Origin of the sequence: Hamadaea sp. NPDC051192, assembly GCF_040682475.1 — a bacterium.
GTDB lineage: Bacteria > Actinomycetota > Actinomycetes > Mycobacteriales > Micromonosporaceae > Hamadaea > Hamadaea flava.
On record NZ_JBFBAZ010000033.1, the window covers coordinates 16,936 to 40,554 of the forward strand.

Sequence of the window (23,619 nt, forward strand, 5' to 3'; positions counted from 1 at the left end):
TCAGGCGCGCCGCGATCCGGCGACGGACGAGTAGATGTCGATGAGGCGGCTCGTCACCACGTCGGGATGGAAGTTGGCCAGGTAACGCTCCCGCGCGCCCTGCGCCAGCGAACCAGCTTCCTTGATGGCGAGCGGAAGCACTCCGGCGAGCGCGTCGGCGGTCGGCGCGACGACCCAGCCCGCCGAGTCGATGAGATACGGGCTGCCGCCCAGGGCGGTGCCGAGGACGGGACGCCCGTTGGCCAGCGCCTCGATGATCACCGTCGAGAGCGGCTCGAACCAGGTGGACGGCACCGTGACGAGCGCGGAGGCGCGCATCAGTTCGCGTACGCCCGCCCGATCGCGCGGTCCGAGGTATTCCACGTCCGACCGTTCGGCCGCGGCGGCCTCGGCCAGCGGCCGCAGCTCGCCGTCCCCGGCGATGCGCAGCGTGCCCAGCGTCCCCGGCACGGTCCGGCGCCAGGCGTCGAGCAGGATGCCCAGGCCCTTCTCCGGGGACAGCCGCCCGGCGAACAGGACGCCCTCGCCCACCGGCGCGGGCGGCCCTGGGTCCTCGACGGCGTTCGGCTTGATGGCGATCCGCTCCGGCGGGATGCCGTAGTCCCGCAGATGCGCGGCGATGCTCTCGGTCAACGCGATGTAGCGGTCGACGGACTGCCAGGTGCCCCGGTGGACGGCCAGCGTCGTCGCCATGATCGCGCTCTGCGCGGCCGAGCCGCGGTAACACCGGTGCTGGATCGCCGGCAGGGCGAACGCCTTGCCCTTGCAGTCGGTGCAGACGTGGCCATCCCGGAAGTACAGCCCCGGTGCGCATACCTGTCGGTAGTTGTGGACGGTCTGGACCACCGGCACGCCGTGGCGATGCGCGGTCCGGACCACTCCCGGCGACAGCAGCGGATACGGATTGTGGAGGTGCAGGACGTCCGGCCGCTCGCGGCGCAGCAGATCGGCGAGCGCGCGGGTGGAGGCCGGCGACCAGATCGGCGACAGCGGCAGCAAGGCCTTCTGGACGGCCGGCAGGGACGGGATGTCATCCGAGTCACGCTGGAACGGGACCACCTCGACGCCCGCCGCCGCCAGCTGCGCGGACTCCAGGTCGACCATGATGTTCTCGCCGCTCGGCGCGTCCGACCGGTAGCGATTGTGGGCGACGACGACCTTCACGGTGCGCAACGCTACCCGGTGGACTTCGCGAGGCGGAGGTCAGCCGCGACCGGCCGGTGATCGCTGCCGTCCGCGGGGAGCACCCACGCGTGCGCGACGTCCACGCCGCGGATGAGGACGTGGTCGATCCGGGCCAGCGGGAAGCCGGCCGGCCAGCTGAACCCGAACCCGCTGCCCGCGGCCGCCTGGGCGGAGTCCAGCTGGGCGGTGATCGGGGCCAGCGCCCGGTCGTAGACGCTGCCGTTCAGATCGGCCAGCAGGACGACCCGGGGATTCCGCTCGGCCGAGAGCGCCTCGCCGAGCGCCGCCGCGCTGTCGTCCCGCTGGTCGGCGGTGAATCCCTGGTCCACGTCGACCCGGACCGACGGCATGTGAGCCACATAGACCGCGATCGTCCCGGCCGGCGCGTGGACGACCGCCCGCAGCGCCCGGTCCCAGCCGAGCCGCAGGTCGACCGCGCTCGGCTCGGTGATCGGGAAGCGGCTCCACAGCCCGACCGTCCCCCGGACCACGTGATACCGGTACGCCGAGGCCAGCTCCGCCTCGTACGCGGCGACCGCGTTCGAGGGGATCTCCTGCAACCCGATGACGTCGGGGTCGGCCGCGACGAGCTGCCGGCTGGTGGCGGCCGGATCCTCGTTGCCGGCCAGCACGTTGTTGCTGACCACCCGCAGATCGTGCGGGCCGCCGCCCTTGGCCGGGAGGACGATCTCGCCGAACAGGGCGAGCCAGACCACGATCGGGAGCAGCACGGCGATGCCGGCGGGCGCCGAGCGCCGGTAGATCGCCAGCCCGGCCAGGATCGGAATCGGGAGCCCGAGCCAGGGCAGGAAGGTCTCCAGGAGGCTGCCGAGGTTGCGCACCCCGTTCGGGATGTACGCGTGCAGGGCCATCAGCGCAGCCAGCGCTACGGCGAGGGCGGCGATGACCCAGCCCCGTCTCCACGTACCGGTCACCTTCGGAACCTTATCGGTCGGGGTAACTTGGACGGGTGCCAGAGCTGCCCGAAGTCGAAGCGCTCGCCGCCTTCCTGCGCGAGCGCGCGGTCGGCCGTACCGTGAGCAGGGTCGAAGTCTCGGCCATCAGTGCTCTGAAGACGTTCGATCCACCGGTGAGCGCGGCGGCCGGCCGCACGATCACCGACGCGGGCCGGCGGGGCAAGTTCCTCGAGATCATGCTCGGCGGTGCCGCCGACGCCGATCCGCCGTCCGCCCGGCTGACGCCGGATCGAGCGGGGGCCGGCGACGGCCTGATGCTGGTGACGCACCTGGCCCGGGCGGGCTGGCTGCACTACCGGGAGAGCTTCACCTCGGCCACCCCGCTCAAGCCCGGCAAGAGCCCCATCGCGCTGCGCGTACGCCTCGACGACGGGTCCGGCTTCGACCTGACCGAGGCGGGCACGCAGAAGAAGCTGGCCGTCTACCTCGTCAAGGACCCCCAGTCGGTGCCGCAGATCGCGACGCTGGGGCCGGAGCCGCTCGGGCTCACCCTGGACGAGTTCTCGGCGCTGGTCCGCAAACAGTCCGGGCAGATCAAGGGCGTCCTGCGGAACCAGCAGATCATCGCCGGGGTCGGCAACGCGTACTCGGACGAGATCCTGCACGTGGCGAGGCTGTCGCCGTACGCGCTCACGGGGAAGCTGACCGACGAACAGCTCAAGGCGCTCTACGACGCGATGCTCGGCACGCTCACCGACGCGGTGAACCGGTCGGTCGGGCAGAAGGCGGCGACTTTGAAGGGCGAGAAGAAGGGCGGATTGCGGGTCCACGGGCGTACCGGGCAGCCCTGCCCGATCTGCGGAGACACCGTCCGGGAAGTCTCTTTCGCCGACTCCAGCCTGCAGTATTGCCCGACGTGTCAGACCGGCGGGAAGCCGCTCGCGGACCGCCGATTGTCCAAACTCTTGAGGTGACGCGCAGAGAACTCAGAGTCACCGCATGATCAGCCCTCTTCCGCACCCATCAAACGTCGGTATAGTGACTCGGGCTTCCTCCCCACCACATGTGAGCCCTGTCTCGGTGGTGGGAATGGAAGACTGGCGAACGTGGCACGGGAGGACCCGGGTGAGGTGACGACGAGTCTCAAGAAGCCTCCAGAGGTCGCGGGACGCACCGAGTCGGAGCCGACGCAAGAGCTTCCGACGGTTCCGCCTGCCGGAGAATCAGCAGCTCAACCCGCCGATGGCGGGCCGCGTACCGGCGCCGGTCGCCGGGCCGCCGCGGTGAACGGCGCGCGGAAGAAATACAACGGCGTCACTCGCTCGGTCTGGATGCGTACGCGTCCCCGGCTCGCCCGATGGCACCGGCCCTACATCCTGATCCTGATCGTCCTCGACTACGCCGCCGCCGCGCTGGGCAGCTACACCGCGGTCACGTGGTGGGAGACCCGGGCGAGCACCGGCCTCAACGTGCCGTTCTTCGCCGAGATCGCGTATGTGGCGCTGCCGGTCTGCTGGCTCATCCTGCTCTGGGGCAACGGGGCGTACGACCGCCGCCGGCTCGGCATCGGGGCGGACGAGTTCAAACGGGTCGTTCGAGCCGGGGTGGCCGTGCTGGCCACCGTCTCGGTCGCCGCCTTCGGTTTCCGCGTCCTGCTGTCCCGCTGGTCCGTGCTGACCGCCGTCCTCGGCGCCCTGATCTACATGCTCATCCTGCGCGGGCTCGCGCGCCGGGCGTTGCACTTCGTCCGGCGGCGGATCCGGCACGCCAACCACCGCACGCTGCTGGTCGGCACGCTGCAGGAGACGCTCTACGTCTACAAGATCGTCACCCGCAGCCCGGCCGCCGGGCTCCAGCCGGTGGCGATCCACCTCACCGACGGCGTGTCAGCCGCTCGACGGGCCCAAGTCCCGATCCCGGTCTACACGAATCGCAACATCATCGGGCTGGTCCACGAGGTCGGCGCGGACACCATCGCCATCTGCGGGTCGGCCAACTCCGAGCCGGGCAAGCTGCGCGAGCTGGCCTGGGAGCTGGAGGGCTCGGGCGTCGACCTGGTCGTCGCGCCGCAGATCACCGACATCGCCGGTCCCCGGGTACACATCCGGCCGATCGAGGGCCTGCCGCTGCTGCACGTCGAGGAGCCGACGCTGTCCGGCGTCTCGCTGCTGGCCAAGAACGCGATGGACCGGCTCTGCGCCCTCCTCGGCGTCATCGCGCTGCTGCCGATCTTCGCGATCATCGGGCTGGCCATCAAGATCACCGACCCGGGCCCGATCTTCTTCCGGCAGAAGCGGATCGGTCACGAGGGCCGCCTCTTCCGGGTCTGGAAGTTCCGGACCATGTACACCGACGCCGAGGAACGCCTGGCCACCCTGGTCGACCTCAACGAGAGCGACGGCCTGCTCTTCAAGATGAAGGACGACCCCCGGGTCACGCCGATCGGGCGCTTCCTGCGGGCCTCCTCGCTCGACGAGCTGCCGCAGCTCATCAACGTCATCATCGGGGAGATGTCCCTGGTCGGGCCGCGTCCGCTGCCGGCCGGCGACGACGACTTCGAAGGACCTGCCCGCCGCCGCCTGCTCGTGCGCCCGGGCATGACCGGGCTCTGGCAGGTCTCCGGCCGCTCCGACACCACGTGGGAGGAGGCGGTGCGACTGGATCTGTACTACGTGGACAACTGGTCGCTCGCCTACGACCTGGCCATCCTGTGGCGGACGGTCGGCGTGGTCTTCGCGCGCAAGGGCGCGTACTAACTCCGCGGCGCGCATGCCCACCGCTCTCGCCGCGCTCGCGCTGGTCCTGGCGCTGGCGCTCGCGGTGGGCGCGGTGGTCCGGCTGCGTCGCCGTCCGCGGATCGCCACGGCGGCCCAGCGGGCCACCTACCAAGTGCTTCACGCGGCGGGCCTGGCCGCGGAGCCGCTGCGGGCCGGTCTGACTCCAGCTTCGGCGACCCGGGCGGTACGCCATCTCCGTCCCCTGATCGGGTCGGCCGGTCTCGGCCTCTACGAGGACGGTACGCAGCTCGCGTTGGACGGCCTCGGCGGCCACCACACGGATCAGCTCGTGGCGGCGGCGAGCACCGGGATCCGCTCCGGGCGTACCGCCGTGCTGACGATCGAGGAGCTGCCCTGCGAGCGGATCGACTGCCCGGTCCGCGGCGCGGTGATCGTGCCGTTGACCGGGGACGGCGTCACCGCTCGCGCGGCGTTGGCCGCGGTGACCTCGGATCGCCCGGCACCCGGCCTGGTCCAGGCGTCGCTGGAGACCGGGCGCTGGGTGTCGGCCCAGTTGGCGCTGGCCGAGCTGGACCGGTCCCGCGCTCGGCTCGCCCGAGCCGAGGTACGCGCCCTCCGCGCCCAGATCAGCCCGCATTTCATCTACAACGCGCTGACCGCGATCGCCTCGTTCGTGCGTACCGACCCGGACCGGGCCCGGGACCTGCTCGAAGAGTTCGCCGAGTTCACCCGGTACTCGTTCCGGGCGCACGGCGAGTTCACGACGCTGGCCGAGGAGCTGCGCTCGATCGACCGCTACCTGACCATCGAGCGCGCGCGGTTCGGCGACCGCCTCCAGGTACGCCTTCGGATCGCGCCCGAGGTGCTGCCGGTGACCCTGCCCTTCCTCTGCCTGCAGCCGCTCGTCGAAAACGCCGTACGCCACGGGCTGTCCCGCAAACCCGGGGTCGGTAATCTGCGGATCGAGGCCGAGGACGCGGGCTCGGAATGCCACATCACGGTGGAGGACGACGGTGTCGGGATGGATCCGGCCGTCCTGGCGAGACGCCCCGGAGGCGGTGACCACTTGACCGAGGACGACGAGGCCGACGAGACCGGGGAGACGGGTGAGGCGGGCCAGCACGTCGGCCTGGCCAACGTGGACGAGCGGCTCCGGTCGGTGTTCGGCGACCGGTTCGGGCTGATCGTGGAGACCGCGCTGGGCGCCGGGACGAAGGTCAGCCTGCGCATCCCGAAGTTCCACCCGGGGGTGTCGGCATGAGTTCTGTCGACGTTCCGGCTTTCTTACGCGTACTGGCGGTCGACGACGAGCCGCCAGCCCTGGACGAGCTGGCCTATCTGCTGCGCGCCGACCCGCGCATCGCCCGCCTGCACACCGCCGCCGACGCCACCGACGCGTTGCGCATCCTGCGTGATCACGAGGTCGACGCGGTCTTCCTCGACATCCGGATGCCCGGCCTCGACGGGCTCGAACTCGCCCGGGTCCTGCGCCGGTTCGCCCGGCCGCCCGCCGTGGTGTTCGTGACCGCGTACGACGACGCCGCGGTGGACGCCTTCGACCTCGGCGTCGTGGACTACGTCCGCAAACCCATCCGGGCCGACCGGCTCGCCGAGTCCGTCCGCCGCGTCGTCGCCCGGCTCGTCCTCCCGGGCGCGCCACCGGTCCCCGCCGGCGAGGACGTGTCGATCCCGGTCGAGCTGGCCGGGGTGACGAAGATGCTGCCACGGTCGGCCGTCCGCTGGGTCGAGGCGCAAGGCGACTACGCCCGGCTGCACACCGCGGGCGGTTCCCACCTGGTACGCGTACCGCTGGCGACGTTGGCCGAGCATTGGGCCGACGCGGGCTTCGTCCGTATCCACCGTTCGTACCTGGTGCAGATCAGACTTATAGGTGAACTACGGCTGACCAACACCGGCTACGTGGTCGTCGTCGACGGCGCTGAGCTGCCCGTCAGTCGCCGCCACACCCGGGAGCTGAAAGATCGGCTCGTTCGGGCGGCCAAGCAAGGCTGGCAACGCGGGACACCTAGCTGAGCCTCCTTCCAGTTACAGTCCAGTCCGCTGTGACGGACCCACTGGTCTGACAGGAGAAGCCGGATGTCTGAGACGCCTGAACAGCCCCTACCGCCCGAGGAACCGACACCGTCCACTGCGGACGCAATGGATGCCTCGTCCGCCGTACCCCCGGAAGCGGAGCCACCAGCGCCGCCGGCGAAGCGGGCTCGCGCGGCGAAGAAGGCGACGGCCGCCGACCCGTCCGCCGACGTGCCACCGTCGGCGACTGATCCTTCGGCGACTACTCCGCCTGCGACCATTCCGCCTGCGACTGCCCCGGTGAAGAAGGCGACGCCGGCCAAGAAGGCCGCGCCCGCCAAGAAGGCCGCGCCCGCGAAGAAGGCGGCTCCAGCCAAGGCGACCCCGGCTAAGGCCGCCCCGGCTAAGGCCGCCACAGCCAAGAAGGCGACGCCGGCGAAGAAGGCCGCTCCGGCCAACGCCGTAGCAGCGGCTGAGCTCGCCGATGCTGACGCGCCTGAGACGGTGGCCGCCGAAACTGCCGCAGCAGCGGTGGCCGCTGAGGCAGCGCCGATCGCCTCGCCGTCGGTTCCCACGCGGCCCGTCGCCCAGTCGGCTCCGCAACAGCCGGTCGGGCAGCCGACCGCGCAGCCCGCGCAGCAGCAGCCAGCGCAGCAGCAACGGATCGCCCAACCGGCCGGACAGCCGATTCCGCAGCAGCCGATGGCCCAGCAGCCGATTCCGCAGCAGCCGATGGCCCAGCCGGCCGGGCAGCCGGTGTTTCAGGTGCCGCCGCAGACCCCGCCGCCTGGGTTCCCGCAGCCGGGGCCGCCTTATCCGCCGGTGCCGCCGACCGGGTATTGGACCAACCCGCCTGGCTACGCCCCGCGTACGCCGCCGCCGAGTTTCACGCAGACCCGCTGGCCGGGTCCGAGGCATCCGGCACCCGTCCTGGCGCTGCTGGGCATCCTGCTCGGCGGGCTGGGCTTCGCCCTGGCGTTGCCGCTGAGCAAGCCGGGCATCGGCTGGCCGATCGCCGGTCTCGCCGCCGCCCTGGGCGTCGGGTACGCCGCCTGGCGCAGTGACGCCGAGGTCAGCCGTAACGACCGGATCATGCGTCTGGTCTGGGGGCTGGCCGCGCTCGCCTTGCTGACGATGAGCGCCATCCGGGCGTCCGGGCTGCTCACCTTCTACTTCGTCATCGGCGCGCTCGCGTGCGCGTCGTTGGCCGCGGCCGGGGGCAAGTCCGTCCGGGCCATGCTGTTCGGCGTCGTCGCCGCGCCCATCGCCGGGTTCCGCAGCATCCCGTGGGTAGCTCAGAGCCTCGCCGGGATGGCCGCGCGCCGGGCCGAGCGACGCCGGGCCGCCGGACAGGACGGTGACGCCGCGGCGGCCTCCGCCCGATCCCGGCGGAACGCCAACGTGATGCTGTCGGTGGTCATCACTCTGGTGCTGCTGCTCATCTTCGGGGCGCTGTTCGCTTCGGCCGACGCGGTCTTCGCGCACTACCTCGAGGCGTTCTTCAGCCGGATCGGCAACGTCATTCCAGACTGGGACGCGGGGAACCTGATCCTGCGCATCTTCCTGCTGTGCGTGGGACTGCTGCTCGCGGCGGGCGGGGTGTTCCTCGCGAGCAACCCGCCGGACCTGCGGGGCATGGAGAGCCCGGGCCGCCCGCTGTTCGGCCGCGACCTGCTCGCGCTGCCGCTGGCCGGGCTCGCCCTGCTCTTCGTCGGCTTCGTCGCCGTCCAGTTCACCGCGTTGTTCGGCGGGAACACCTACATCCTGGAGCACGCGCAGGTCACCTACGCCAAGTACGCCGTCGGCGGGTTCCGGCAGCTGGTGGTGGTCTCGCTGCTGACCCTGGTGATCGTGGCGGCCGCCGCCCGCTGGGGGCACAAGGAGCAGCGCCGGGAGCGACTGACCCTGCGGGTGCTGCTGGGGACGTTGTGCGTACTGAGCATCGTCATCGTCGTCTCCGCGCTGACCCGGCTCCAGCTCTACGTCGACACGTACGGGCTGACCCGGGAGCGCTTCGCCGTGGCGATGCTGGAACTGTTCCTCGGCATCAGCTTCCTGCTCGTGCTGCTGGCGGGCTGGAAGATGAAGGCGCCGTGGCTCTCCCGGGCCGTCCTCGGGATCTGGGTCGTCATGCTGCTCGGCGCGGCCGCGCTCAACCCCGAGCACTACATCGCGCAGCACAACATCGAGCGCTACCAGGCGGGCGAGAAGATCGACCTCTGGTACCTGGGCGCGCTGTCGGCCGACGCCGTGCCGGCCCTGGTCAACCTGCCGGAGAGCGCGCGGAACTGCGTACTCGGCGACATCGACCGGAACCTGCGGGAGGACAAGGACGACTGGTACGAGTGGAACTGGAGCCGGGAACAGGCCCGGCAGCTGCTCGCCGAGCGCTACCCGGCCGGTTTCGGCCCGTGCCAGGGCCGCCGGGGGTACGACTACCAGCGCTGAGGGGGATGGCGGTGTCCTGCCTCGTCGATAGACTCCCGGCATGACACCGCCCCCCGACGGTTCCGAGTCCGCTGCTCAGCGGGCTGATGAGCCGCCGGGCCCGGTGCGTACGCGGGTGGTGCTCGCGGAGATCGCCACCCCCCGGCGCGGTGGCGATCCGGCCGCGCCGGCGGCCGTTCAGGACGTTCTGCTGCGCGGCCTCGTCCGGGCGCAGCTCGCCCTCGCGCTGCGGCTCGCCGTCGTGGTGCTGGTCGGGCTCGGCTCGCTGCCGTTGTTGTTCAGCCTCGCGCCCAGCTTCGGCGAGGTCAGGATCGCCGGATTCCGCTTGCCGTGGCTGCTGCTCGGCTTACTCGCGTACCCCTTCTTGATCGGCGTCGGCGTGGCCTTCGTGCGCCTCGCGAACCGCAACGAGACGGACTTCGCCGCGCTGCATCGCGATGCCGGCGGTGAGCGGCGGTGAGCAACCCCTATCTGCTGCCCGCGATCGGCGTGGTGACCCTCGCGACCCTGGCCATCGGGGCCTATGGTCTGCGCCTCGCCCGCACGACCAGCGATTTCCTGGTGGCCTCGCGGGTGATCAGCCCGACCTGGAACGCGGCCGCGATCGGCGGGGAGTACCTGAGCGCGGCGAGCTTCCTCGGCGTCGCCGGGCTGATCCTGCGCTTCGGCGTGGACATGCTCTGGTATCCGGTCGGGTTCGCCGCGGGCTACCTGGCGTTGCTGCTGTTCGTCGCCGCGCCGCTGCGCCGCTCGGGCGCCTTCACCCTGCCCGACTTCTGCCAGCTCCGGCTCGGTTCGCGTCGGTTGCGCAAGCTGGCCACCGGGTTCGTCGTCTTCATCGGCTGGCTCTACCTCGTTCCGCAGTTCCAGGGGGCCGGGCTGACCCTGGCGACTGTCACGGGCTCGCCCTACTGGGCCGGATCGGTGCTGGTCGCGGGGGTGGTGACGGCGAACGTCGCGTTCGGCGGCATGCGTGCCATCACCTTCGTCCAGGCCTTCCAGTACTGGCTGAAGCTCACCGCGCTCGCGGTCCCGGCGATCTTCCTCGTGCTGCACTGGCGGTCGACCGGGCAACCGCACGTGCCCGCCCCGCTGGAATGGCTGCTGCCGAGCGAGGGCGGCAAGCGCGGGCTGTTCAGCACCTATTCGCTGATGCTCGCGACCTTCCTGGGCACGATGGGTCTCCCCCACGTCCTCGTGCGCTTCTACACCAATCCGGACGGGGCGGCCGCTCGGCGTACGACGCTGGTCGTGCTGGGCTTGGTCGGGGCGTTCTACCTGTTCCCGACGCTCTACGGAGTCCTCGGGCGCATCTGGACCCCCGAGTTGGCCTCGGGCCGCAGCGACGCCGTCGTGCTGCTGTTGCCGGAACGGGCGCTCGGGACCGGCGTACTGGGGCAGCTGCTCGGCGCGCTCGTGGCGGCCGGGGCGTTCGCCGCCTTCCTCTCCACCGCGTCCGGGCTGCTCACCGCAGTGGCTGGGGTGCTGGCGACCGACGTGTTCGGGCGAGGATCGGTACGCGCCTTCCGGGTGGCCGCCGTACTCGGTGGGACCGTTCCGCTCGTGCTCGCGCTCAACGTCACCGGGCTCAACGTGTCCCAAGTGGTCGGTCTGGCCTTCGCGGTCGCCGCGTCGAGCTTCTGCCCGCTGCTCGTCCTCGGCACCTGGTGGCGAGGGCTGACCGACCTCGGGGCGGCGGCCGGCGTACTGGCCGGCGGCGGAGCCGCGGCGGCGTCGGTCCTGGTCACGGTGTTCGGCCCGGAGCTACCCGGGACGCTTGGCGAACTGATCGCCCAGCCGGCCGCCTGGACGGTGCCGCTCGCCTTCGCCGTGATGGTGGCGGTGTCGTTCGCCACCCAGCACCGGGTGCCCGCCGACATCCGGCAGATCATGTTCCGGCTGCACGCACCGGAAGCCCTGCGCGCGGTCTCCTGACTGGGCGCTGGATCACGGTTCCGGGTCGGATCTTGCCCAAGATTCGACCGAGATCCCTGATCCAGCGCAGAGGGCTACCTGGGAGGGGGCGGGCGGACCTTAAGCTCAGGACGTGACAGCACTCGCCCTGCGCGGCCTCGTGAAGCGGTTCGACCAGAAAATCGCTGTGGCCGGCGTCGATCTCGACGTCCCGACCGGCAGCTTCTTCGGGCTGCTCGGCCCGAACGGTGCGGGCAAGACGACGACGCTGAGCATGACGGTCGGGCTGCTGCGCCCCGATCAGGGCACCGCGGTCGTCCTCGGGCACGACGTCTGGGCGGATCCCGTCCAGGCCAAGGCGCTGCTCGGCGTCATGCCGGACGGCGTACGCCTCTTCGACCGGCTGGACGGGGCCGAGCTGCTCGCGTACACGGGGATGTTGCGGGGCATGGACCGCGCGGTCGTGGACCAGCGCGCGAAGGAGCTGCTGGACGTCTTGGCCCTGGCCGACGCGGGCCGGACGCTGGTGATCGACTATTCCGCCGGCATGAAGAAGAAGATCGCCCTGGCCTGCGCGTTGTTGCACGCGCCCCGGATGCTGGTGCTGGACGAGCCGTTCGAGGCGGTCGACCCGGTGAGCGGGTCGCTGATCCGCGACATCCTGCAGCGGTACGTCCAGGGTGGCGGAACGGTGATCTTCTCCAGCCACGTCATGGAGGTCGTCGAGCGGCTGTGCAGCCACGTCGCGATCATGGCGGAGGGCCGCATCCGGACCGTCGGCACGCTGGAGCAGGTCACCGGCGGACGCGAACTGGAGGAGGTCTTCGTCGAGGTGGTCGGCGGCCGCACCGCGACCGGCGAGGAACTCCAGTGGCTGTGAGACTCTTCGCCCAGCTCAAACTTCGGGTGCTGCGCAACGGCTTCCGCGGCAAACCGGCGCGCGTCGCGATGTTCGTGCTGTCGCTGTTCTTCGGCGCCTGGTTCGGCGGCGGCGGCTGCCTGGCCCTGATCGCCTCGATGCAGCCGGCTTATCCGGAGCTGACCGCCCTGGTCCCGACGCTCGGCGGGGCGCTGCTGGTGATCGGCTGGCTGTTCGGCCCGTTGCTCTGGTTCGGCGTCGACGAGTCGCTCGCGCCGGCCAAGTTCGCCCTGCTCCCGATCCCCCGGCGCACGCTCATCACCGGCCTGCTCACGGCCGCGCTGCTCGGCGTCCCGGTCGCGGCCACCCTGCTCGCGACCTCCGGTCTGGTCATCGGGTCCGCCCTCGGTCACGGGGTGCTCCCGGCCGTGGTGAGCGCGGTCGGCGTCGTGGTCGGCCTGCTGATGTGCGTCGCGCTCTCGCGAGCGGTCACGAGCGCGTTCGCCAATCTTCTGGGATCCCGACGGGTACGCGATCTCGCCGCGATCGGTCTCGCACTGCTGGTCGCCTTGCTCGGGCCGGCGCAGATCTTCGGGATCTCGGCGCTCTCCCGCGCCGACTTCGCCAAGTTGGAGGGTTTCGCCGAGGTCCTGGGCTGGACCCCGCTGGCCGCGCCGTGGTCCGCCGCGGTGTCCGCCGCTCGGGGCGACTACCTCGCGGCGGTCGCGAAGGTCGGCATCGGCGTCGTCACCACCGGCCTGCTGCTGTGGTGGTGGTCGGCGACCATCGAACGGGCCATGCTCGGCGCGACCGACGCCTCCGGCCCCCGGCGCGCCGCCGGATCGGCCTCGCCGGTGCCCCAGTTCTTCGGCCGGTTGCGCTGGGTGCCGGCCACGGCCGAGGGCGCGATGGTGGTACGCGAGGCGCGCTACTGGTGGCGGGACACCCGGCGCCGGGCGAACCTGATCACCTTCGCCGTCATCGGCGTCTTCCTGCCGGTGCTGTTCAACCTCGGCCCGTCCGGGCTGCTCCCGAGCGAAGCGGATGCCCCGGCGTTGCCCGACAATCCGGCGATCCACACCGCGTCGATGGTTTTCGTGGGCGTACTGGGCGCGGTGGCGGTCGCCAACCAGTTCGGCTTCGACGGCACGGCGTACGCGTTGCACCTGGCGACCGGCGTACCGGGGCGACGGGAGATCCGCAGCCGGATCATCGGCTACTCCCTCTACATCGTCCCGTTGATCGTGCTCATCTCGATCCTCGTGACGCTGCTCGGAGGCGACGCCGCCGAGTTGCCGGCGCGGATCGGCATCCTGCTCGGCGGGTACGGGGTCAGCCTCACGGCGTGCCTGATCGTGAGCGTCTTCGGCGCGTACGCCCTCCCCGAGACGTCGAACCCGTTCGCGGTGAACACCGGCGGCGGCTTGACCAAAAGCCTGCTCGCCCTGGTCGCCATGGTCGGCTCGGTCATCCTGGCCACACCGCTGATCTTGGCCGCGGCCCTCGCGGGAGATCTCTGGACCTGGCTGGCCTTGCCGGTCGGTGTCGCGTACGGGCTGGGTGCGGTCTGGCTGGGTGTGATCATCGGCGGTGACGCAGTCGACCGGCGCGGTCCGGAGCTGCTGGCGGCCATCACACCACGCGGCTGACCTGCGGTTTTCTCGTTCTGTCCGGTTTTGGCACCCAACTCCGACGACTAGGTCGGCCCATGGCCCGGGTTCCCGTCTGCGCTGCGGACCGGTACGGTACGACCGGTACGTGAAGGAGGCGCGCGAATGACGTCCGAGTTCCCCGACCACGCGGGCAACGCCGGGTCGGACCGCTACGGCGTGTTCGGCACACCGCCGGCCGCCGAGGACTTCCCGGACTTCGCTCCCGGGCAGCCCACCGCAGCGGCACCGGCCTCGCCGTTCCCGATGTTCGGCGCGGACGAGGCGGCTGAACCCGCTCCGACCGGCTCTTACAACGGCTCCGCCGCAGCGCCCGCGTTCGGTGGGTTCCCGCCGGACGGCGGCTCGGCCGAGCCGACCCACGAAGCGCCGCCGTCTTATGACGCGCCGCCGGCGCAGCAGTCTTTCGACTCGCGGCCGCCTTTCGACGCTCAGCCGTCTTATGAGTCGCAGCCGTCTTATGACGCACCGTCGTCTTATGACGCGCCGCCAGCGCAGCAGTCCTTCGACTCGCGGCCGTCTTATGACGCTCAGCCGTCTTATGAGTCGCAGCCGTCTTATGACGCACCGGCAGCGCAGTCGTCTTATGACTCGCGGCCGTCTTATGACGCGCCCGCTTCGTCGTCGTACGACGCGGCGCCGTCTTCCTCGTACGATCCGCCGTCGTCGTCGGCTTACGACCCGCCGCCCGCGCAGAACACGTCGTTCGCCCCGCAACCGGGCGAATCGGTGTACGTTCCGCCGCCCGCGGTGGTCCCGCTGCCGAACCCGGCCGAGCCGGCGCCGGACGCCTGGAGCACGGCCGGGCGCGCGGAGGAGACCCCGTCGTGGGCTCAGTCGTCGCCGCCGGCCTGGCAGTCCTTCGCACCCAGCGGTCCGCCGCCGGTCGAGGAGTCGCCCGCGCCCACCGCTTCCGCCGGGTCTTCCGCCGGCGGGGGCGCTTCGTCGGCCGCGCCGGAAGGGCGTACCGGGAGCTGGGCGTTCGAGATCCCCGAGGCGAATTCGACGGGCTGGTCCCCGTTCGGCGGCGAAGCGCCCGCCGAGCCCGCTTCGGAGCCGCGCTCGTACACGTCGGTCTTCGAAGAGCCGATCTCCCCGGCGACCCCGCCGCCAACACAGTCGTCGCCGTCCTCCGACGCGGGCGTCTACGGTTCAGCCGCGCCGTCGAGTGGTGGCGGCGTCTACGGCTCAGCCGCGCCGTCGAGTGGTGGCGGCGTCTACGGCTCAGCCGCGCCGTCCAGCGGCGGTGGCTACGGTGCTGCGCCCTCCAGCGGTGGCGGCTATGGTGCCGCGCCGTCCAGCGGCGGCGGCGTCTACGGCTCGGCTGCGCCCGCATACGACTCGGCCCCCGCCCACGACTCAGCGCCCTCGTACGCCGAGCCCGAGCCGGCGCCGGCATCGTCCTATAGCGACTCCGCACCGTCTTACAGCGACCCGGCACCGGCGTACAACGGGGCGTCGTACAGCGATCCCGCTCCGTCCTACAGCGAGCCCGCGTCGTCGTACAGCGAGCCGGCACCGGCATACAGCGATGCGGCGCCGTCGTATGGCGAGCCCGCGTCGAGTGGCGGCGTCTACGGTTCGGCCGCACCCGCGCCCGCTGCCGAGTCCAGTGTGTACGGTGCGCCCGCACCGGCTCCGGAGACCGCGCCGACCCCGCCGCCTCCGGTCGCCGCGCCCGTCGCGGCCGCCGTCGTCGCGGGAGCGGCTGGAGCCGCCGCGGGAACGGTCGCGAAGGCCGCCGTCCCGGTGGCGAGCCGGATCGCTCCGCCCGCCGAAGCCGTGCCGCAGTCGCGTGGCTCGGGCCGGGTCTACGGCTCGACCGCCTCGCAGCCGGCGACTCCCCCGGCGGAGGAACCCCCGTCGAACCTGCCCATGGCGCCGCCCGCGCCGACGAGCCCCGCGCCGACTCCGGGAACGTACGGTTCACCGGCTGCGCAGTCCGCTCCGGCGCAGTACGGCAGCCCCGCCGCCGCACCCGAGCAGGCCGCACCGCAGATTCCGGCGCAGGCGGTCCCGCAGGGCCGGCCCGCGCAGGCTTCGGCCCGCGCGTCCGTGTCGGTCGGCCGCATCTCGCCGGCCGAGGCCGGTGGCGTACCGCAGACTTCCGGGCAGCCCGGGGTCTACGGTGCTCCGTCCCAGCCCACGGTGTACGGCAGCCCCACTCAGCCGACCGTGTACGGATCGGGTGCACCGGCCGCCGCTCCGGCTCCCCCGCAGGCGGCGATGCCGTCGCAGACCACGATCCAGCCGCCGGTCAGTCCGGCTCCGGCCGGTCGTGGGGCTGGGATGTCGGCGTACAGCGACCTGATGGGACCGGCGCAGTCGGCGTCCGCTCCGCCCGCCCAGCCCAGTACGCCGCCGCCGAGCGCCTGGGGTGAGCAGCCGTCGGCGCCCTCGATTCCGCAGCAGCGCCCGGGTGGCGTACCGCCGCAGCAGCAGCCGCCGAGCCCGCCCGCGCAGGAGCAGGGCCGGTTCGACAAGTTCAGCGCCGAACCGGAGCCCGCCCCGGCCAAGGGTGGTACGGCGAAGGTGCTCGTGATGGTCATCGCGGCCTGTGTACTGCTGATCGGCGTTGCTTTCGGCGTACTCTTCGCCGTCAACAAGCTGTTCGGCGGCGGCAGCGACGACGCGCTGGCGGTCGGGCAGTGTGTGCAGCGCAGCGGCAACTCCGCGTCGGTCGTGGACTGTGGTACGGCCGGAACCGGCGCCTTCAAGATCGTGAAGAAGGTCGCCGACCAGAAGGACTGCCCGAACCCGCAGAACGACGCGTTGACCCAGGGTTCGGACATCTACTGCCTGGAGCCCGTCGCCTGACCACTTCCGTAAGGCGTGTGATCACCGACACGCCTTACGGAAACTCGCTGGCCGAGTGTCGTACCCGGCCGCAAGTATGGGTGCATGCTGCATGACCTGCTGCCTCGGCGTGTCGAGGCCCGGCGCATCCTGCTGGCCACGATCTTCTCGGCGATCGGCCGGGGACTCACGCTGCCCTTCATGTTCATCTACCTGACGAAGGTCCGGGACATCTCGGCGTTCACCGCCGGTCTCGTGATGGCGTGGATCGCAGTCTGTGCCCTGGTCATCGGCCCGATCGGCGGCTGGGCGGTGGACCGGTACGGCGCACGCCGCGTGGTCGTGCCGATGCTGCTCGTCGAGGCGGCCGGGGTCTTCAGCATGGGCCTGGTGCACAACGTCGCCCTCGCCGTCGGCGCGGCCACCCTCATCGGCCTCGGTGGCGGCGTCATCTGGGCGGGCGTCAACGTCATCCTCTCCTCGGTCACCGAGGAACACGAGCGGCAGAAGACGTTCGGCTTGAACTTCACGCTGCTCAACCTGGGCATCGGCGTCGGCTCGGTGATCGCCGGGTCCATCGTCGACATCAAGCAGCCGAGCACGTTCCAGCTGATCTACACGCTCGACGCGATCGCGTACCTGATTCCGTTCCTCAACCTGCTCTTCATGCGCGGGGTCGGGCAGCAGCTCACCGTCTCGGCCCCGGCCGGCCAGCCGGCCGCACGTAAGGCGGGCTACCGGGAAGTCTTCGCCCACAAGGGCTTCCGGCGGCTGCTCGCCTTCAGCGTCGTGATGACGATCAGCGGGTACGCCCAGATCGAAGTCGGTTTCACCGCGTTCGCCATCGACGTCGCGCACGTCAAGGAACGGGTGGTCGCGCTGGCGTTCACGGCGAACACCCTGGTCATCGTCCTGGCGCAGCTCATCGTCGTACGCCTCATCCAGCGGCGCAGCCGAACCCGAGTGCTGGCCCTCGTCGGGGTGATCATGGGTGCGTCCTGGCTGATCCTCGGCATCGCCGGGGTCGTCGACGGACGCAACGCGGTGATCTCCAGCATCGCCGTCATCGCGAGCGCGGCCGTCTTCGCCTCGGCCGAGACACTCATCTCGCCGGTGAACCCGACGCTGATCAACGCGCTGGCCACGGACGAATTGCGAGGCCGTTTCAACGCCCTGGGCTCGATGGTCTGGAGCATCAGCGGCATCGTCGGCCCGGTGACCGCCGCGCCGCTGATCGCCGGTGGGCACGCCGGGATCTGGGTCGCGCTGACCGTCGGCGGCTGCTTGGTCGCGTCGCTGCTGGCACTCTCACTGCGCCGCTTGATCACGCCGGAACAGGACGGCCTCGAAGCGCCGCAGGTCGAAGCGGTGGGCAATCCGCAGTCCGTCACCGCCTGACCGCTGCCCCTCCCAGCCTTACCCGCCCAGTCTTAGCCGCCCAGCCTTACGGGCCCAGCCCGCAGCAGGCTGATCTTGGCGAGAAAGGGCTGCCCCGGCAACCATTCCGCGCCTAGATCAACACGCCCCGCCAGCCGTGACCGCGCCAGCGGCCAGCGGCCAGCGGAAAGCCGGGGGGTCAGCGGGCGAGCAGGGCGAGCGCCAGCCGGTCGGAGGCGGCGTCGTCGACCGTCACGGGCACGCCCCAGTCCTGCCGGGCCAGGTGGCAGGCGGCGTGCTCGACGTCGGCGTCGCACGTCGCCGCTTGCGCCACGACTTGCAGTACGCCCGAGGGCACGGCCCGGTTGATGACGAGCTGCCGGACGAGCGAGGTCGTCACACCGGCACCTTCGAGGAGCAGCTCCGGCGGGGACGCCGACACTTCCAGTCGCGTGGACGGACCGTAGGTCTCGTCGAGTTTCTGGCCGGGCGGCGGCGTGAACAGGATCTCCAGCGTGACGTCGCCTGAGCTGATCGGGGTGGCCGGGCGTTCGACCGAGAGCCGGCCGCCGTCCACGAGCGAGTCCACGGCGCCCGGCGCCAGCCGGATGAGCCGATGGGCGGCGGACTCCACCACGAGGACGGATCCGTCGGCGGCCACGATCACGTCGCTGGGCTCGGCCAATCCGGCTTCCACCGTGGAGATCTGGCCGTCGGCGTACCGGCGGATCGCCCCGTTGTAGGTGTCGGCGATGAGCACCGAGCCGTCGGGCAACGCGCAGAGGCCCAGCGGGTGTTGCAGGAGCGCGGTCTCGGCCGGGCCGTCGACGTGCCCGAAGTCGAACAGGCCCTGCCCGGCGGCGGTGTGCAGCTGGTCGTCCTCGATGTAGCGCAGCGCGCTCGTCTCGGAGTCCACGAACCACAGTCGCGCGTCGTCCGCCGACACCGACAGGCCCGAGGGCTGCGACAGCCACGCCTGCTCCAGGTCGCCGTCGCGCAACGCCTCCACGGTGGTTCCGGCGTACGCCCCGGCGGTCCGCCGAATGGGGTCGAACCACCAGAGCTGGTGAATGCCGGCCATCGCGATCACGATGCGCCCGTCGTAGTAGGCGACGTCCCACGGGGACGACAGGTCGACGCTGGTCGCGTCGTGCGCGTGGAAGTCCACCGTCGACCGCCACTGCCGTCCGGTGCCGGCGATCGTGGTGACCTCTCCGGTCTCCAGGCGTACGCCCCGGAGCAGGTGGTTCACGGTGTCGGCGACGACGACGTCATAGCCGACCTGCTCGGCGACCTTCGTGGGCAGCAGGCACAGGCCCTGCGGCTCGGAGAAGCCGGCCGTGGCGGGACCGCCGTCGGCGCGACCTCGCGTACCGGAGCCGAGCCGGCGCAGCACCGTCTCGCCGTCGGCGTCGAGTTCGACGAGCGAGTGCCGGGCGGAGTCGCTGACAAGTAGGCTCCCACCGGGCAGTGCCAGCGCCTTGCCCGGGAAGCGCAGCGCGGTCTTGCTGGGCAGCGGCGGCACGTACGGCCCGTCGCCCCGATGCAGCGTCCCCTTCGCGTCGTGCTCGGCGACGATCTGCTCGATCAGCCGGGTGAGCCCTTCGGCGTGCCCTTCGCCGGCCATGCTCGCGACGAGATAGCCCTCCGGGTCGACGACGCTGAGCGTCGGCCACGCCTTGGCCGTGTACTGCTGCCACATCTCCAGCTGGGGATCGTCCAGCACCGGGTGCTCGACGCCGTACCGCTCGACCGCCGCGGCGAGGGCGTCGGGATCCTTCTCGTGCTCGAACTTCGGCGAGTGCACCCCGATGATCGTCAGGACGTCGGCGTACTTCTGCTCCAGCGGGCGCAGCTCGTCGAGGACATGCAGGCAGTTGATGCAGCAAAACGTCCAGAAGTCCAGGACGACGATCTTGCCGCGCAGGTCGGCGAGCTTCAGCTCCTTGCCGCCCGTGTTCAACCAGCCTCGACCGCGCAGCTCCGGCGCCCTCACTCGCATCCGACAATCCTGCCGCATGCTGACCTTGAACCGCGAGACGACCCGATCACACCGCCGGACGGAGGTCCACCCCCGCTGACTCCAGCGCTGTGCGTACCCGTTGAGCGAGCGTGACCGCCCCGGGTGTGTCACCGTGCACGCAGATCGAGTCGACGTTGTGCGGGACCACCGTCCCGTCGAGCGCGATGACGCGCTGGTCCACGGCCATGAGCAAGGCGCGGGCCACGACCTCCTCGGTGTCGCCGATCACCGCGCCAGGCTTGTCGCGCGGGAGCAGCGTGCCGTCCGCGCGATAGGCGCGGTCCGCGAACCCTTCGAAGACGACTTGTACGCCGGAATCAGCGGCTTCCGTCGACAACACGGATTCCGGCGCGCACAACAGCGGCAGGCCGACCGCCATCGTGGCCTCGACGACGGCCGGAACGTGGTCGACCGCGTGATAGAGGGCGCCGTGCGGTTTGACGTACCGGACCTGCGCACCCTCACTGGCCGCCAGCGCTTGCAGGGCCCCGACCTGGTAGATCAGCTCGTCCCGCAGCTGGGGAAGCTCGTATTCGATCTTGCGTCGGCCGAACCCGGCCAGGTCCCGGTATCCCACCTGCGCCCCGATGACGACGCCGCGCTCCGCCGCGCCCGCGCAGACCCGGCGCATGATCCCGGCGTCCCCCGCATGGAAGCCGCAGGCCACGTTGGCGCTGGTCACGACGGCGAGCAGGGCGTCGTCGTCGCCGAGGTTCCAGTGCCCGAAGCCCTCGCCGAGGTCCGCGTTGAGATCCATCCGCTCACCGTACCGACGCCACCACGCCGCCGCCGCGTTCCCCACGCCATCATCGCGGGCGGGCGGAGTCAGGCGTAGAGCGCGAAGTAGACGGCGATCTGGTGGCAGAGGGCGGCCACCAGAGTGCAGGCGTGGAAGAACTCGTGGTGGCCGAAGACCGTCGGCCACGGGTTCGGCCGGCGCAGCGCATAGAAGACCGCGCCGACGGTGTACGCCGCCCCACCGGCGAGCAGCAGCACCAGCGCCGTGACGCCACCGTTGTGGAGGATGTCGGGCAGCACCGCGACGGCGACCCAGCCGAGGGCGATGTACATCGGGGCGGAGACCCATCGCGGAGCGTGCGGCCAGATCAGCGACTGCGCCGCCCCGGCGACCGCGCCGGCCCAGACGATGATCAGCAGCACGGTCGCCTTGCCCTGATCCAACAGCAGTACGCAGAACGGCGTGTACGTCCCGGCGATGAAGACGAAGATCATGGCGTGGTCGAGCCGCCGCATGATCTGGTACCCGCGCTCGCTCCACACCCGACGGTGGTAGAGGGCGCTGATCCCGAAGAGCCCGCAGACGGTGACGCTGTAGATGGCGACGCTGACGACGGGCGCGATGCCGGGCCGGAACGCGGCCAGCGTGACCAGCACTGCCCCACAGGCGAGGGCGATGAAGAACGCGTACGCGTGAAGCCAGCCGCGCAGGCGCGGCTTGCCGATGTCGATCGGCTTCAGCTTCTGCTTGAGGTCGGCGGTCGTGCTCACGTGATTAGGTTACGGCACCGTAGGTTACGAGACCGTAGGTTGTGGCAATCTTCACCGGAACAGTGGACGGCGCCGAGGCGGAATGCCCCGACGCCGTCGATGAAACCGTTGTGCCGCAACAGAATCAGGAGAGAATCAGAACGCAGCCTCGTCGAGCTGCATGAGGTCGAGCGACGCGCCCTCAATGATCCGGCGGGAAGCACCCAGCTCCGGCAGCACTTCGGAGGCGAAGAACTTCGCCGCCGCGATCTTGCCGGTGTAGAACGCCCGGTCCGCCTCGGTGACCTCGCCGTTCAGCGCGGCCAGCGCGACGGTCGCCTGCCGCTGGAGCAGCCAGCCGACGACCAGGTCGCCCAGGGCCAGCAGCAGCCGGCGGGAGTGCAGGCCGACCTTGTAGACGGCGTCGGGGTCGCCCCCGGCGGCCTCGCCCAGCCAGCCGGTCAGCACGCCGACCATCCGCTGGAACTCCATCGCGGCCTTGCCCAGCGCCTCGCGCTCCTGCTTGAGCTCGCTGTTCTCGTTGTCGTCGGAGAGGAACTCCGAGATCTCCGCGGCGACCGTGAGCATGGCCTTGCCGTTGTCCCGGACGATCTTGCGGAAGAACAGGTCGAGGCTCTGGATCGCGGTGGTGCCCTCGTAGAGGGAGTCGATCTTCGAGTCGCGGACGTACTGCTCCAGCGGGTAGTCCTGGAGGAAACCGGATCCGCCGAAGGTCTGGAGCGACTCCGAGCCGAGCAGCTCGAACGCCTTCTCCGAGCCGACGCCCTTGACGAGCGGCAGGAGCAGGTCGTTGATCTTCGTCGCCTGCTTCGCCGCGTCGGCGTCGCCGGCCGCCGTCGCGATGCGCGCCTTGTCCGCCCACTGCGCCGCGTAGATGTAGAGCGCGCGCAGGCCCTCGGCGTACGCCTTCTGCAGCATCAGCGAGCGGCGTACGTCGGGGTGGTGGGTGATCGTGACGCGGGGAGCCGTCTTGTCGGTCATCGCCTTGAGGTCGCCGCCCTGGACGCGCTCCTTGGCGTACTCCAGCGCGTTGAGGTAGCCCGTCGACAGGGTGGAGATCGCCTTGGTGCCGACCATCATGCGGGCGTTCTCGATGATGAGGAACATCTGCCGGATGCCCTCGTGCACCTCGCCGAGCAGCCAGCCCTTCGCCGGTACGCCGTGCCCGCCGAACGTCATCTCGCAGGTGGCCGAGACCTTCAGGCCCATCTTGTGCTCGACGTTGGTGGTGAAGACGCCGTTGCGCTCGCCCAGTTCGCCCGACTCCGGGTCGAAGTGGAACTTCGGCACCAGGAACAGCGACAGGCCCTTGGTGCCGGGTCCGCCCACGCCGGGAGTGTCGACCGGACGGGCCAGCACGTAGTGGATGATGTTCTCGGTCATGTCCTGGTCACCGGACGTGATGAAGCGCTTGACGCCCTCGATGTGCCAGGAGCCGTCGGGCTGCGGGATCGCCTTGGTCCGCCCGGCGCCCACGTCGGAGCCGGCGTCCGGCTCGGTGAGCACCATGGTCGAGCCCCAGCGGCGGTCGACGAAGATCTGCGCCCACTTCTTCTGCTCCTCCGTGCCCTCCGAGAGGATGGTGTTCACGAAGGACGGGCCGGACGAGTACATCCAGATGGCCGGGTTGGCGCCCAGCACCATCTCGGCGAGGGTCCACCAGAGGCTGCGCGGCGCGAGCGTGCCACCCACCGTCGAAGGCAGGTCGAGCAGCCAGAACTCGGAGTCCATGAACGCCTGGAAGGACTTCTTGAAGGCGTCCGGAACGGTGACGGAGTGCGTCGCGGGGTCGAAGACCGGCGGATTGCGGTCGGCCTCGGCGAAGCTCGCCGCGAGGTCGACTCGCGCCAGCCGGTCGACCTCAGCCAGCACGCCCCGCGCCGTCTCCGCGTCGACGTCGGCGTACGGGCCGGTTCCGAACGGCGTCTCGAAGACCTCGAAGAGGTTGAACTCCAGGTCCCGAAGGTTGCTCTTGTAGTGCGTCATCGCTTCCCCAAGCCCTTTGGTGTGTGCCGGTTACCGATCAGTAACCTCGACTCTAGCGCGCAAACATTACTCGGCGGTAACCGGCCGGGGAGAAATCACCGCGCGGGTCGCAGATAGTGCCTGTTTCATCCCATACGTCGGAAAAGTGAGTAGGTCGGCCCGG

The 23,619-nt window shown here is 70.8% G+C and carries 17 protein-coding genes; 11 read left to right on the top strand and 6 right to left on the bottom strand.

All coding sequences use genetic code 11. The annotated features are described in order from the left end of the window. Nucleotides 1-1,164 carry a glycosyltransferase family 4 protein gene (locus tag AB0M47_RS16600; RefSeq protein WP_363413836.1) on the bottom strand — a complete coding sequence of 388 codons (1,164 nt, stop codon included), beginning with the start codon at nt 1,162-1,164 and terminating at the stop codon, nt 1-3. An 11-nt stretch (nt 1,165-1,175) separates the two neighbouring features. Next, on the bottom strand, nt 1,176-2,120 hold the full coding sequence (locus tag AB0M47_RS16605; protein ID WP_363413839.1) for an endonuclease/exonuclease/phosphatase family protein: 945 nt from the start codon (nt 2,118-2,120) through the stop codon (nt 1,176-1,178). A 35-nt stretch (nt 2,121-2,155) separates the two neighbouring features. Between AB0M47_RS16605 and AB0M47_RS16610 the strand changes: the two genes are divergently transcribed. From AB0M47_RS16610 to AB0M47_RS16660, 11 genes are all read left to right on the top strand, one after another. Then, entirely contained in the window at nt 2,156-3,076 is a 921-nt protein-coding gene (locus tag AB0M47_RS16610) for a DNA-formamidopyrimidine glycosylase family protein (protein WP_363413842.1), read from the top strand. 309 nt (nt 3,077-3,385) lie between these two features. Further along, complete coding sequence (locus AB0M47_RS16615; protein WP_363413943.1) at nt 3,386-4,858, top strand: sugar transferase; 1,473 nt, start codon at nt 3,386-3,388, stop codon at nt 4,856-4,858. A gap of 13 nt (nt 4,859-4,871) precedes the next feature. Next, nucleotides 4,872-6,101, top strand: coding sequence for a histidine kinase (locus tag AB0M47_RS16620; protein ID WP_363413845.1), 1,230 nt, complete (start codon nt 4,872-4,874; stop codon nt 6,099-6,101). After that, nucleotides 6,098-6,874 (top strand): LytTR family DNA-binding domain-containing protein, encoded by a 777-nt coding sequence (locus tag AB0M47_RS16625; RefSeq protein ID WP_253759350.1) that lies wholly within the window; start codon nt 6,098-6,100, stop codon nt 6,872-6,874. The genes AB0M47_RS16620 and AB0M47_RS16625 overlap by 4 nt, the downstream gene beginning before the upstream one ends. A 300-nt stretch (nt 6,875-7,174) precedes the next feature. Next, the gene (locus tag AB0M47_RS16630; RefSeq protein ID WP_363413848.1) at nt 7,175-9,322 is read left to right on the top strand and encodes a DUF4153 domain-containing protein; all 2,148 of its coding nucleotides are present in this window, start codon (nt 7,175-7,177) and stop codon (nt 9,320-9,322) included. Nucleotides 9,323-9,362: 40 nt separating this feature from the next. Continuing rightward, a complete protein-coding gene (locus AB0M47_RS16635; protein WP_253759346.1) occupies nt 9,363-9,782 on the top strand; it encodes a hypothetical protein in 420 nt (139 codons plus the stop codon). Then, entirely contained in the window at nt 9,779-11,257 is a 1,479-nt protein-coding gene (locus AB0M47_RS16640; protein WP_363413851.1) for a cation acetate symporter, read from the top strand. Before AB0M47_RS16635 ends, AB0M47_RS16640 begins: the two co-directional genes overlap by 4 nt. Before the next feature lie 112 nt (nt 11,258-11,369). Next, entirely contained in the window at nt 11,370-12,116 is a 747-nt protein-coding gene (locus AB0M47_RS16645; protein ID WP_253759342.1) for an ABC transporter ATP-binding protein, read from the top strand. Beyond that, the gene (locus AB0M47_RS16650) at nt 12,107-13,744 is read left to right on the top strand and encodes an ABC transporter permease (protein ID WP_363413854.1); all 1,638 of its coding nucleotides are present in this window, start codon (nt 12,107-12,109) and stop codon (nt 13,742-13,744) included. Before AB0M47_RS16645 ends, AB0M47_RS16650 begins: the two co-directional genes overlap by 10 nt. Before the next feature lie 126 nt (nt 13,745-13,870). Next, nucleotides 13,871-16,582, top strand: coding sequence for a hypothetical protein (locus tag AB0M47_RS16655; RefSeq protein WP_363413857.1), 2,712 nt, complete (start codon nt 13,871-13,873; stop codon nt 16,580-16,582). Nucleotides 16,583-16,666: 84 nt separating this feature from the next. Then, nucleotides 16,667-17,959: an MFS transporter gene (locus AB0M47_RS16660; RefSeq protein WP_363413860.1), complete on the top strand. Its 1,293-nt coding sequence runs from the start codon at nt 16,667-16,669 to the stop codon at nt 17,957-17,959. 178 nt (nt 17,960-18,137) lie between these two features. Here AB0M47_RS16660 and AB0M47_RS16665 read toward each other — a convergent pair whose 3' ends face one another. From AB0M47_RS16665 to AB0M47_RS16680, 4 genes are all read right to left on the bottom strand, one after another. After that, nucleotides 18,138-19,940: an NHL domain-containing thioredoxin family protein gene (locus tag AB0M47_RS16665; protein WP_363413862.1), complete on the bottom strand. Its 1,803-nt coding sequence runs from the start codon at nt 19,938-19,940 to the stop codon at nt 18,138-18,140. A gap of 46 nt (nt 19,941-19,986) precedes the next feature. Next, nucleotides 19,987-20,718, bottom strand: coding sequence for a 5-oxoprolinase subunit PxpA (locus AB0M47_RS16670; protein WP_363413865.1), 732 nt, complete (start codon nt 20,716-20,718; stop codon nt 19,987-19,989). A gap of 68 nt (nt 20,719-20,786) precedes the next feature. After that, nucleotides 20,787-21,470, bottom strand: coding sequence for a hemolysin III family protein (locus AB0M47_RS16675; protein WP_253759330.1), 684 nt, complete (start codon nt 21,468-21,470; stop codon nt 20,787-20,789). 135 nt (nt 21,471-21,605) lie between these two features. Further along, a complete protein-coding gene (locus AB0M47_RS16680) occupies nt 21,606-23,456 on the bottom strand; it encodes an acyl-CoA dehydrogenase (RefSeq protein WP_363413868.1) in 1,851 nt (616 codons plus the stop codon). Between the last annotated feature and the right edge of the window lie 163 nt (nt 23,457-23,619).